Genomic DNA, 11800 nt, shown 5'->3' with positions numbered 1-11800 from the left:
TTCCCTGAGGAAGTGCGAAGATTGACACCCTAACCTTAAAACATCCGTTAAGTTTCGTCAACCACCCAATACAAAAAGGAGGGAGAAAGATCGTGTCCGCCCCTCGGTGGATGTTAGGGATCCACACCACCACACCCGTTTTGGGCCTGGCCCTGCTGCCGTTGGAGCCGGGGCTGGGAGAACCCCGCAGCCAGAGCTGGTGGCTGGATCGGGAGATGGCAGCGCAGTTGCACCCCTGCTTGAGAGACTTCTTGGCCCGTCAGGCTTGGTCACAGGTAGCCGGGATCGCTGTGGCTTTGGGGCCGGGCAGCTTTACGGGCAGCCGTTTGGGGGTGAGTGTAGCCCGCCTGCTGGGCCAGCAACTGCGCATCCCCGTGTTCGGCTACTCGGCTTTGGCCGTCCTAGCCCGCCATGTGTGGATCTGGCAGGGATCCCCGGCACAGCCCTTGACGGTGGCGGTGCAGATGGACGCCAAACGAGAAGAGTGGTATGGCGGCGTGTATCGGGTGACAGAAGAGGGTGTCGCTGCAGAAGTGGCCGATCGGCTCTGGGAGGAAGAGGCTTGGCAGGCAACTCTCCGACAGTGGCCGCAAGCTCTATCCGTGAATGCCGCCGATTTTGTGGATCCTGCACCTGTGGTGGCGTTGGCAGAATTGGCCCGCGCCGATTTTCGGGCCGGATTGCGCCCTCAGTGGCAGGAGGTGCTGCCCCTCTACGGTCGCCAGCCCCCGATTGATCTCAGAGGGCTGAATCGGACTCCGCCTCCCCAGCGCGAACGGAGTGCCCCATCGTCACGGTAAGATTGGGAAGTCTAAGCAACGGATCCCTCTGCTGACATGATCTCAAGCAACGATTTGCGCCCTGGCGTCTCTGTAGAAATTGACGGAGCTCCCTACAAGGTGATCGAGTTCCTGCATGTGAAACCCGGCAAGGGGGCAGCCTTTGTGCGCACTAAGCTCAAAAACATGCAGACTGGCAACGTTGTGGAGAAAACCTTCCGCGCCGGTGAAACCCTGCCCGCAGCCACCATCGAAAAAGTCGAGATGCAGTATCTCTACGCGGAAGGGGACAACTTGGTGTTTATGGACATGGAGACCTATGAGCAGGCTCCAATTACCGCCGCCCAAATTGGCTCCGCCGTGAAATATCTGAAAGAAAACATGCAAGTGTCAATCCTGCGCTGGAATGGGCAGGTGATCGATGTGGAATTGCCCAACACGGTCGTTCTAGAAGTGGTGGAAACAGATCCAGGGGTGAAGGGAGATACCGCAACCGGGGGAACCAAGCCGGCCAAGCTGGAGACCGGTGCCGAGATCCAGGTGCCTTTGTTCATCAAGGTGGGGGAACGGATTCGGGTCGATACCCGCACCGACACCTATCTGGGCCGGGAGTAAGTTCTCCTTCTCCTTATCCGGTTATGGATTTCCGTTGTGGACAGGTGATGCATCAGGAGTGAACTTTCCCTTGGATGTCGTCAATTGGCAGGAAATTCGGCTTCTTCTGGCCGCTCTGCAAGAGAGCGATGTTACCGAGCTAACTCTGGAGTTCAAAGATTTTCGCCTCACCTTGCGCAAAGGGATCCCGGCTGAGCTTTCCCCCACCCCCACCAGTCCGGCTGCTGTCTCCCCCGCACCTCCCCCTCCCGCTCCTGTAGAAGCACCCTCTCCTCCCGCTGCCCCTAAATCCACCCCCAGCCATTGGATAGACGTGACGGCGCCGATGGTGGGCACCTTCTACAGTGCCCCGGCTCCAGGTGAACCTGACTTTGTGCGGGTCGGCCAACGGGTGAACAAGGGCCAAACCCTGTGCATCATCGAAGCCATGAAGCTGATGAACGAAATCGAGGCTGAAACGGCAGGTGTGGTGACCGAGATTTTGGTGAGCAATGGGCAATCGGTGGAGTTTGGGCAGGTGTTGATGCGGTTGGATCCCACGGGTTAGTGGGCAAGGGAGAAGCCGGATTTTGGCGACCCAATTTCCTTTGCCTTGCCGGTGCAGCGCTCCCGAGAGGGGCCAGGTGAGCTTGACTTCTCTCTCAAGCAGGAAGAAAGTGAGTTGGCTTTAGAGCCAACATTGATGTCTGTCAGTTATGTCCACAATTATGGCCATTCCGATTATGGCCATTTCAATTCATCAATTCAAATCATCAATTCAAACTAGGACACTGCGCCCACGCCTAAAACGTCGGTCGCGTTGTCGCGTCAGCGTTGCGGAGCCATAATGCCCCCGGCCAAAGGCTTTTCTCAACAGCCCAGGCATCTCACCCTAACCTGAAACGACCACAATGCCAATACGGCAATGTGGCGTTGTCATCTCTTTATGCTCTATCCTGTGGAGCAATAGGCTAGAGTACAGCAACAACAAATATAGTCCTGAGCTGGGAACCTTTCTGATGCCTCCGCGCTCCTCTTCCTCCCAGAGTGGCTCTACCCCATTCCCCTTTCTGGAGGGGCGGGGTGCTGCTGACGGTGAGGCTGAGTCGAGCTTGCCGCTGGGACAGCGTCTGCTGCGGGCAGGGCTAATTTCCCAATCCCAGTTGGCTCAGGCCCTGCGAGAGCAACAGCAAAACCACCTCAAGTTGGGAGAAGTGTGTCTCGAGCACGGCTGGCTCACCCCAGCCGCTCTCTACCGCTTCCTGCCCAGCCAGTCTCTTTCTCTGGGAGAGATTTTGGTGGCACTGGGCCACTTGGATTTTGAGCAATTGCGGGTTGCTCTGGCTCAACAGCGTCGCTATGGGCGGAAATTGGGGGAAATCCTCACCTGGAAAGGTTGGGTACAGCCCGCCATTTTGGATCGCGCCTTGGATGTCCAGGTGCAACTGCAGCGGATGGCTTCCCCCAATGCGTGGGAGGCGCTGCAGCCTTTTTTGGCCAGGGATCCCAAACCCGAGGTTCAGCTTACCCCCCAAAGAGCGGCAACTCCTGGCCGAGAAGCTCTGGCCCAGGATTTGGCTGTACCCGAAGAGGCCAAGATCCCTTGCGAGGGAACAATTCAGCCATCGAGTCTCGAATCCGCAGTTGGGGGAGATTCCATCCCTGGAACATTAGCCGCGGCAGCCTCGGATCCCTTTGCCGATGAGCCTCAACCGGCCACCTTGGCTGACTACCGCAAGCAAGTGGAAGCCTTGCGGCTACAAATCGAGCTCCAGGAACAGGAATGGGATCGGATCCTGGCCAGCATGAACCAGCAGATTGCCGATTTTCAAAGCCAGTATCAGCAGCGCATTCAAAAACTGGAAGCCACCATTCGTCTCCAGCAGGCGGAGCTCCAGCACCAGGCTACGCTGCAGCAGGATTTGCGGGTTTGGCGGGAACAACTGCAACGTCTAGAAACGGAGCTGGCCCTTGCCCGCGCTGCCGAGCAGAAGGCGCAGCGGCAGTTGCAAACCCAGCGAGATTGCTATCAGTCGGAACTGGAGCAGTTGCAAGAGCAAATCCAGATTCTGCAGAAACGCCAGTTGGACTCGGTGCCCAGCAGCGTTGTGGCTGACCTACGCGCCCAATTGGAGGCAGCGCTTCATCAAATCCAGCAGCTCCGATCGGAGCGGGATCAGTTGCAGGCCCAACTTGCCCAGCAAGCTGCAGAGTCAGAGGCTGCTCTATCCCGGCATCTGGATTCCTTCTGGCCAGAGCAGGTTGCCGCCTTGGAGCAACAGATTGCGGAGCTGAGGGCCTCTTTGCAGATGTGGCAAGAGCGCTACGCCCAGCTACAGCAAGAGCACGAGGCCCAAATGGCGCGGCTTTCCGGCTATGTTCCCCCAGAGCAGGTGGAAAGCTTACAGGCGCAGCTACAACAACTGCAAGCGGAAATAGCACAGCTGATGGCAGCCAACCGTGACTACGAAGCGCACCTTGCTCAACTGGAGGAGCAACTGCAGCAGAGCCAAGCCCTGATCCACCAGCTCAGGGCAGAACGGGCCGAGGCCGACCAGCGCATTGTCCAACTGGAGGGATCCCTGCAAGCCCGCCAAGAAGCCTTGGAGCAAGCTCAACAACAACTGAAAACCACGGGATCCCGCCTCAGCGCCCTTCAACAGCAGCAGGCCAACTTGACGGTGGAACTGCGAGACGCGCGAGAGCTGCTGGCGGCCTATCGGCAGAGCCTGGAGTCCCTGCAAGAGAATCTCAAGATTGAGCAGAATCGCAACCGTCTGCTGCAGGTGAGTTACGAACAGCAAAAGCTGATCGCCGAAGCAGCCCAAGCCCAGTTGAGAGCAGCCAACTTCTCTGGTTCAACCGCCAAAGATGAGCCAGCACGTTCGCGTGAGCGAAACACAGTCCTTACGAGGAGACTGGAGGAACCTGCGACCGATGCCGGGGAGCTTCCCGCCAATCCTGAGGACACGCCGACGGATCCTTTGCTGGCGGAACTCACCCCCTGGGCCAGGCATCTGTTCCAAAACTTGCAGGCAGCGGGCTTGCTGGATCGGCCCCAGATCCAAGACATCCTCAGCCGCTGGCAACAGTCGGGGGGCAAGCTGACCGCGGTCATTGGCGAGTGTACCGGCCTGAAGGCAACCACGATCAAGTTCTTTGCGGATGGGGGGTATTCTGCCCGTTTGTCGGGGTGCCGCACGGTGGGAGAGTTCCTCAAGGCTGCCGACTTGTTGGCTGCTGAAGTGCTGGAGTCCTTGCCGCCGATGGATGAATCTTCGCCCCACTGGGGGGATCCCTTGGTGGAGCGGGGGTTATTGCGACCGGAGACGCTGCAGTATTTTCGCAAACATTTCCTGCCAGCTTCTGCCAGCGGATGCTGAGATATGCCAGAACTCCGTCCGAGCGCCGAGACCGCTGACCGGGTGAAGGTCTTGCCTCCGCAGCACATTGTCGGACAGGAGATGGCGGCACGACTGCTTGTGGCGGCCCTGGAGAAGGGGCGGGTGACTTCCAGCTACTGCTTCTTGGGCCCCCAAGGGGTGGGGCGGAAGCTGATGGCCCGTTGGTTTGCCCAGGCCCTCTTGTGCGAATCCAGCTCCGGGATCCCTTGCGGCAAGTGCTCCCACTGCCGTTGGCTGCTGGCGGGCAACCATCCCAATCTCCACTGGGTCAGCCCCACCTACCTGCACCAAGGCCGCCTAATTGCGGCAGACTCCCCGGAGGCGCAAACCTTGCAACGGCGCTCGCCGCCCCAAATTCGCCTGGAGCAGGTGCAGGGGGTATCCCGCTTCTGTGCCCGCAAGCCGATTCGAGCCCAGCGAAAGGGCTCCGCCCCGCTAAAGGACTCCGTCCCGCTTACGCGATCGGGAGCGGTGGTGGTGCTGGAGGGAGCCGAAACCTTGGCGGAAAGCGCTGCCAATGCTTTGTTGAAAACCCTGGAGGAGCCAGGCCCAGCCCATATTATACTCATCGCCCCCCAGGCGGCCTCGCTGTTGCCGACGCTGTTGTCCCGCTGCCAGATGGTGCCTTTTCGCCGCCTCAGCTCAGAAGAGGTCGACCGGGTGCTGAGTGGGTTGGGTTGCCCAGATCTGGCAGGGATCCCTCGATCCGAGCTGATTGCCTTGGCCCAGGGCAGCCCCGGCTTGGCCTTGCTGGCCCACCAGCACCTGCAGCAGATCCCGCCGTCGCTCCTTGAGGAACTCAAACGTTGGCCCTGGCACTCTTCTCTCCAGCAGGCATTGGAATTGGGCAGAGCGGTGGCCAGTTTGGAGCTGCCGGCACAACTGTGGCTGATCGATTATTTGCAGCAGCATTTTTGGGCGCAGGGATCCCGTCAGCCGCTCGCGTCAGGGGTACGGGGTGCCATCCGGCAATTGGAACGCATTCGCCAACAACTGCTGCAATCGGTGCAGCCACGCCTCTGTTGGGAAGTCAACCTGGCCAACGAAGGACTCCGTCCCGCTAGCGCGAACAGTCTGGGTGGGTGATGTGGTAGCTGCCGTCAGCCTGTACCCAGGCGATCTCTGGGATCCCACATTGGCAAGCATAGACTTCTATCTCTTCAGGAGCTCGATCCAGCAATTCCAGCTCCACTGCCTCCATTCGCGTCAGCGGTGCGGTTCCCGTTAGGGTGCCGTAGGCATAGCACTCTTCTCGCCAGCGGGCGGCCAAGGCCAGCGCCGCCGGGATCCCTGCCGGCACCAGGGGCACCACCAACCGTTTGCAGCCCATCTCCTCGGTTTTGGGGTCGGGGGGCAAGAGCCGGAGCAGCGTATCCGGCAGAAGGGTAAAGCCGATCCCCGGCTGTTCGACCTGCTGAGGGCTGTAGAGAGCATGCAGCCGGTCGTAGCGTCCCCCCAAGGCAATGATCTCCCCGCCTGCCACTGCCTGAAAAACGATGCCGGTGTAGTAGGCCAGGGTTTGCAACAAGCTCAGATCCAGCACCACCCGCACCCCGTGTTCCTCCAGCACCTGGCAGAGCTGCCGCAGATCCCGCAGCCGCTCAGGCGGCACAGGCAACTGAGCCAGGTCAGAAAGAACTTGGCCGGGCTGTCCCCGCAGCCCCAGAATCTGCAAGCCAATTTGGCGGGCGGCTTCCGGCAGAGGAGCCGATTCCAGGTAAACGTAGTCGAGCTGGGCAATGGCACGGCGTACTGCCGCTTGGGCCGTGGGGGCAACGGCGCTGAGCAAACTTTCGGTGAGGCTGACATCTCCCAGCAGCAGCGTCCAAGAGAACTCACAAGAGGAGATGCCGACCGAGCGAATGCAATCGGCCAACAGCAGCAGAATCTCGGCATCTGCCAGCCATCCCCCTGCCCCGATTAGCTCCACCCCCGACTGGAAAAACTCCTGGCCACTGTAGGATCCCTCCTCCCGGCGGCTGTTGCGAAAAACGCTGCCGTGGTAGTAGAGCCGCAACGGCAAGGGCCCACCGGCCAGACGGGTGGCTGCCGCCCGCACAATGGAAGCGGTCAACTCGGGGCGCAGCCCCAGCATCGTCCCTTCGCCATCCCGCAATTGCAGCACCGACTCGGCACAGATGGATCCCCCCGCCAGCAGCGTTTCCAGCCGCTCCAGGGTGGGAGTGATGATGCGCTGGTAGCCGTAGCGTCGGAAAACCTGGGTAAGCTGAGCCTCCAGCTTCTCCCGCCGTTGTACCTCCCGCGGCAGGAGATCCCGGGCACCGCTGGGGGGGCGCAGGCTGCTGGAGACGGTAGAACTGGCTTCAGGGCGCTCCGCACCGCTGACGCGAGAGTGCTCCGCACCGCTAACGCGATTGTACACAGGGCAACTCCGACAGGCTGTCCTGCCGCATCCTACCACTTGGAAGGGAGATCGACCGGGATCTTTGGGCTTCCCTCTAGTCCTCGATTTACCGGGCTATCGGTTAGCTTGCAGCACAATGCTCAACCTCGCTGACGAACCTTCCGACAGACGTTGTTGGTCTGGGCGATAGCAGCTTGACGTGGATTGGCCAAACCGGTGAGCTGGCTGGCACATTTTTTGTAGGCATTTCGCCTAGGCTAAAGTTTGCTCCACCTTCAGCCTGTGTGCTCTTTCAGAGCGAGGAGCAACTACCTGCAGCTTGCGGGGAAGTCGCGCCTGTGGAGATCCCTTTGGCGGGGTGGTAGAGGTGAGCTCTACCACTGGCCATGGGTCGTGGAAGCAAAAAGAAAGCATCAACCTGCGCGAAAGTCCGCTTTTGCTCGGTGTTGTATAAGTCTTTCAGAGCGGAAACTCAGGCCACTCCCGGATGGGATCCGTGGAGCGTACTCGGTGCATTCCTGCTTCCGCAAAGCGGGCGAAAGCGGCCTCCGCCTGTTCGCTGAAATCCACAACGCCGGGGATCACCACCGCCGAGGTGCAGTCCTCCAGAAGATAAACTTTCTTGGCCAAGCTGGGATCCGTGGCTTGGATTTCCTGCAGCAGGTCACTCACCGTCCAGGCCACGCAATGGCTTTTGGCTTGGCCAGCCACGATCAGCGCATCAAACTGCAGCAGGTGGCGGATAAGAGGCTCATTTTTCTCGTCGATGGGATCCCCTTCCGGCCCAGTCAAAACCTCCGGGCTAAGCACGGAATAATTTTCCGTCAAGGGATTGGCTCCCTTGAGCTGCAGGCTGGGCTGGCTGCAGCGGGCCATGCTGTGAAAGAAAATCGCCTCCTCCACCGCTGGCACCAGGGCATGGCCAATCCCCCCCAGCATGGAGTGGTAGGGCCAGACGATGAGGGGATATTTTCCCCCCTGCTCCAACTGCTCGGCGTAGTGCAGAGCGTAGACCTGCAACCGCGTCAGATCCCCCTGGGTGAGGTTGGCAGCCATGGCGGGGTTAACCCGCCAGCGTCCGCAGCGGATATCGGCTGCCGAAATGGCCGTGGCCGGCTCAGGATGGGCTCCCTGCGCGTCCACCCAAAAGACGGGGTGGAAGATCTGCATGGCCGTGTGGGTGTCGAGGGTGGCAACAATCTGGGTGATGCAGGCCAAATTGCGGTAGATGAACTGACAAAGCCGGCGATTATCTTCCACCGCTCCCAATCCGCCGGAACCGGCCACAAACAGCTCAAAGCCGGGAATGCAAAAGGTGTTCTGCACATCAATGAGCAACAAGCCCACCCGCACCTGATCGGCCTCTGCCGGCGGGATCCCTTGCTCCTTGGCCCAGCGCTCGGCTTCTGCTGCCCGCTGTTGGTAGGGCACGCGCCAAATCTCCCCCACCCGCTCCGGATCAAAGTGGGTGGGAAGGCCTGCTGGAGCCGCAACCGTTAGCTCCTGTAGAGTGGCATTCATGGCGTTCTCCCGGTGGGGGCTGGATTGACCAGGCTTGCACAAGCTTGATCTAAGGTTAAAGGAAGTCGGGCTGGTACTTATGGTTGGTTTCACTATAAGTTGGGGAAGAGGTTTTGTCCAGATGGCCGCCTGTGTTCTCGGCTAAGTTTGGATTTGGCGTCTTGTTGAGACCGATTTTTCGAGCTTTTCGGGGGTTGCGGTGCTTCTGGTGGATCCCGGACAGGCAGGCTTACTTATGGTAAGTTTCACTATAACCTTGGCGACAGCTCTCTGCTCGATCCCATCGCTCCCCATCGGCTTCTGCCTTGAGGTTTTTTCATGTTGAGCCCTGATTTCTCGTCGTTGCAGCCCCAAGACTATGGCTTGCTAACCGATCTGTACCAGTTCACCATGGCCGCTTGCTATGTGGGGGAAGGGCTAGAGGCTCAGCCCGCTGCCTTTGAGCTGTTCGTGCGGCGGCTGCCCACCGACTATGGCTATCTGATTGCCATGGGGCTCACCCAGGCGGTGGAATACCTGCAGCAGCTCAGCTTCGCCCCCGAGGCTTTGCGAGCACTGCGGGAAACGGGCATTTTCGCCGATGCGCCGGAGCGCTTTTGGGATCTGCTGGCCCGCTGCCGGTTTGAGGGGGATATGTGGGCAGTGCCGGAAGGAACGGCCATTTTCGCCAACCAGCCCCTATTGCGGGTGGAAGCCCCCCTCTGGCAAGCCCAACTGGTGGAGACCTATCTGCTGTCCACCTTTAACTACCAGACCCTGATTGCCACCAAGGCGGCCCGTATGCGCGATGCAGCAGGGGATGAGGCCATCTTGCTGGAGTTCGGCACCCGGCGAGCTTTTGGGCCCCAGGCGGGGCTATGGGCAGCCCGGGCGGCTCTGGCGGCAGGGTTCAATGCCACCTCCAATGTTTTGGCAGCCCTGAAATTGGGGCGCAAGCCGGCAGGAACCATGGCCCATTCCCTGGTGATGGCCATTGCCGCTCTTTCGGGAGATGAGACCCGCGCTTTTCAGTCCTTTCGGCGCTACTTTCCCCAGGCTGCGCTGCTGATCGATACCTACGACCCCATCCAAGGGGCGCGCACGGCAGCCCAGCTTTTTGCAGCCGGAAGCCCGGATCAACTGGGATCCCGCGGGGAAATCGGCGGGGTGCGCATCGACTCAGGAGATTTGGAAGATCTCTCTCGCCGGGTGAAACAGATTTTGCCTCAAGGAGCCCCGGTGTTCGTCAGTGGGGATTTGGATGAATACGAGATCGAGCGCCTGCATCGCTCCCAGGCCCCCATCAGCGGCTATGGAGTGGGCACCCGCCTGGTGACCGGAGAAGGCGTGAACGGGGTGTACAAATTGGTGGAAATCAACGGGATCCCGGTGGCCAAAGCTTCCTTTGCCAAAGCCACCCTTCCCGGTCGCAAGCAGATCTTTCGCGGCCCCGAGGGAGACTTGCTGGGCCATGCCGACGAGCCCCCGCCCCCCGGCTACGAACCGCTGTTGCGCAAAGTCATGGAAAAAGGGCTGCTGCTGGATCCCTTGCCGGATTTGGAAGCCATTGCCCGCACCAGCCGCGCTTCTGTGCTGCGCCTGCCTCAGGGGGTGCGACAACTGCGCCAGCCGGATCCCTGGCCCATGGCCCTGACTGCAACTTTGCAGCGGTTGAAAGACCACACCCTCGGTCAGGACTGTGCCTCGGCGGGCACTGCCTGAGGAGCGGATTCTAATCCAAGCAACATTGAACCATGCTGAACATAGTATTCAGCATGGCGCGATATGTAACTCCCAAAGAAGTTGCTCGTCGGCAGTACGAACACCTTCAGGACGAGCAAGGCGATATGACCTCGATAGCTACATCAAGTTACCCGGAAAGCAGAAGCACATTGTTCTCTACGCCAGAGTTATCAGCCGAGCGCAAAAACCCGACTTGGAGCGACAGATTGCTCGATTGGTTAGCCTCCATTCTGGAGCCGAAGGGGTCGGAGACATTGGCGGCGGTCTCCACTTCCAAAGACCACGGTTCCTTGCCCTACTGGAACGAATCGGTGCAGGAGATGTCGGCACACTTGTGGTCGCCTATAAAGACCGCCTCTGCCGCTTTGGATTTGAGCTTGTTGCCTGGTACTGCCGTCAACACGGGTTCGAGAAAGAGCTCCGCTCCGCTGACGCAAACGTGGTTCTCAATCACCAAGACCACTCTCCCCAACAGGAATGGGTTGAGGATATTCTTGCCATTTTGCACGGCTTCAGTCATCGGCTCAGCGGACTCAGGAAGTACCGAACTGCAATCCAGGAAGATCAGGATTTATCCCGAACCCGCTCTGGCTAAGGTGTGGAAACACTGGCAAGCAGCGTGCCGGTATTGCTACAACCAAGCGATTGCCCATCAGTGCCAGCACGGTGCCCCAAAAACGGCCAGAAAGCTGCGGGACATCATCCTGCACTCCGACCTGCCCCGGTGGGTGAAGGACGCCCCCTGCCACATCAAGCAGAACGCGGTCATCGAGGCGTGGTTGGCGTTTCGCCGGAGCAAAGACGCGAAGTTTCGCAGTGTGCGGGACAGGTCGCATACGCTGCAATTCAACGCCGGCAACTTTCGCAATGGGACGTGGTATCCGAAACTCACCCGAGGTTTGGCGTTTCGTGCATCCGAGGAGATGCCCAGATAATGGGCACATGGAACTGAGCTAGTGCGGGTGAAAGACAGGTGGTATGCCATCTTCCCTGAACCTGTGAACGAGCAGTGCTCGTTGGCGACGGGAATCATAGCGCTTGACCCTGGGGTGAGAACTTTCCTCACCGGGTTTGATGGGGAAGGTTTTGTGGATATTGCCAAAGGCGACTTTGGCCGGATAACACGGCTGTGCCACTACCTGGATGAGTTGCAATCGAGGCTGAGCCAGGCACCGAGGCAAAAGCGTAGGCGAATGCGGCAAGCAGCGTTTCGCTTGCGTCAAAAAATCAGGAACTTAGGTCGTGTTGATCTTATGTTAAGATAGAGAGAATAATTTATGGTGGAAAGAGGATGAAGTTGGTTTTTTAGATGAAAACAAACGGCAGAAGATATTGGCTTTTTTACGGACAGAAGAGAGAGTTAACATTGGGAAAGAAGCAAACTGTAAACAGTTTATTGAAGCAGTTCTTTGGAT

General features: G+C 59.2%; 8 protein-coding genes and 3 pseudogenes. 9 read left to right on the top strand and 2 right to left on the bottom strand.

Going from position 1 to position 11800, the window contains the following annotated elements; all coding sequences use genetic code 11:
- Positions 1-92: 92 nt before the first annotated feature.
- The 5 genes from tsaB to NW849_RS12210 all read left to right on the top strand — a co-directional run bounded on the left by tsaB (position 93) and on the right by NW849_RS12210 (position 5863).
- Complete coding sequence (tsaB, locus tag NW849_RS12230) at positions 93-800, top strand: tRNA (adenosine(37)-N6)-threonylcarbamoyltransferase complex dimerization subunit type 1 TsaB (protein ID WP_414357897.1); 708 nt, start codon at positions 93-95, stop codon at positions 798-800.
- Between the two features lie 36 nt (positions 801-836).
- Positions 837-1394 carry an elongation factor P gene (gene efp, locus NW849_RS12225; protein WP_414335241.1) on the top strand — a complete coding sequence of 186 codons (558 nt, stop codon included), beginning with the start codon at positions 837-839 and terminating at the stop codon, positions 1392-1394.
- 70 nt (positions 1395-1464) lie between these two features.
- Entirely contained in the window at positions 1465-1941 is a 477-nt protein-coding gene (gene accB / locus NW849_RS12220; RefSeq protein WP_414357898.1) for an acetyl-CoA carboxylase biotin carboxyl carrier protein, read from the top strand.
- A gap of 451 nt (positions 1942-2392) precedes the next feature.
- Complete coding sequence (locus tag NW849_RS12215) at positions 2393-4756, top strand: hypothetical protein (protein WP_414357896.1); 2364 nt, start codon at positions 2393-2395, stop codon at positions 4754-4756.
- A gap of 3 nt (positions 4757-4759) precedes the next feature.
- The gene (locus tag NW849_RS12210; protein WP_414357895.1) at positions 4760-5863 is read left to right on the top strand and encodes a DNA polymerase III subunit delta'; all 1104 of its coding nucleotides are present in this window, start codon (positions 4760-4762) and stop codon (positions 5861-5863) included.
- Here the strand turns inward: NW849_RS12210 and NW849_RS12205 are convergent.
- Both NW849_RS12205 and NW849_RS12200 read right to left on the bottom strand, forming a co-directional pair.
- Complete coding sequence (locus NW849_RS12205) at positions 5838-7160, bottom strand: ATP phosphoribosyltransferase regulatory subunit (RefSeq protein ID WP_414357894.1); 1323 nt, start codon at positions 7158-7160, stop codon at positions 5838-5840. The genes NW849_RS12210 and NW849_RS12205 overlap by 26 nt on opposite strands.
- Before the next feature lie 441 nt (positions 7161-7601).
- On the bottom strand, positions 7602-8663 hold the full coding sequence (locus NW849_RS12200) for an isochorismatase (RefSeq protein ID WP_414357892.1): 1062 nt from the start codon (positions 8661-8663) through the stop codon (positions 7602-7604).
- A gap of 318 nt (positions 8664-8981) precedes the next feature.
- On the opposite strand from NW849_RS12200, the gene NW849_RS12195 reads away from it, so the two are divergent.
- The 4 genes and pseudogenes from NW849_RS12195 to NW849_RS12180 all read left to right on the top strand — a co-directional run.
- Positions 8982-10364, top strand: a complete 1383-nt coding sequence (locus tag NW849_RS12195; protein WP_414357891.1) for a nicotinate phosphoribosyltransferase — start codon at positions 8982-8984, stop codon at positions 10362-10364.
- Positions 10365-10437: 73 nt separating this feature from the next.
- A pseudogene (locus NW849_RS12190) lies at positions 10438-10980 on the top strand (IS607 family transposase); the annotation flags it as partial.
- Positions 10868-11623 (top strand): annotated as a pseudogene (locus NW849_RS12185) (helix-turn-helix domain-containing protein); the annotation flags it as partial. The pseudogenes NW849_RS12190 and NW849_RS12185, both read left to right, overlap by 113 nt.
- A gap of 91 nt (positions 11624-11714) precedes the next feature.
- Positions 11715-11800: pseudogene (locus NW849_RS12180) on the top strand (IS5/IS1182 family transposase); the annotation flags it as partial.

Source organism: Synechococcus sp. R55.3 (assembly GCF_047461975.1).
Lineage (GTDB): Bacteria > Cyanobacteriota > Cyanobacteriia > Thermostichales > Thermostichaceae > Thermostichus.
Note: the sequence above shows the minus strand (reverse complement) of the source record. Positions and strands in the feature narration are given on the sequence as shown.

What these genes read in the sequence shown, in the direction of transcription:
- efp (WP_414335241.1), top strand. Translation starts at nt 837, where the DNA reads ATGATCTCAAGCAACGATTTGCGCCCTGGCGTCTCTGTAGAAATTGAC.
- NW849_RS12215 (WP_414357896.1), top strand. Translation starts at nt 2,393, where the DNA reads ATGCCTCCGCGCTCCTCTTCCTCCCAGAGTGGCTCTACCCCATTCCCC.
- NW849_RS12210 (WP_414357895.1), top strand. Translation starts at nt 4,760, where the DNA reads ATGCCAGAACTCCGTCCGAGCGCCGAGACCGCTGACCGGGTGAAGGTC.
- NW849_RS12200 (WP_414357892.1), bottom strand. Translation starts at nt 8,663, where the DNA reads ATGAATGCCACTCTACAGGAGCTAACGGTTGCGGCTCCAGCAGGCCTT.
- NW849_RS12195 (WP_414357891.1), top strand. Translation starts at nt 8,982, where the DNA reads ATGTTGAGCCCTGATTTCTCGTCGTTGCAGCCCCAAGACTATGGCTTG.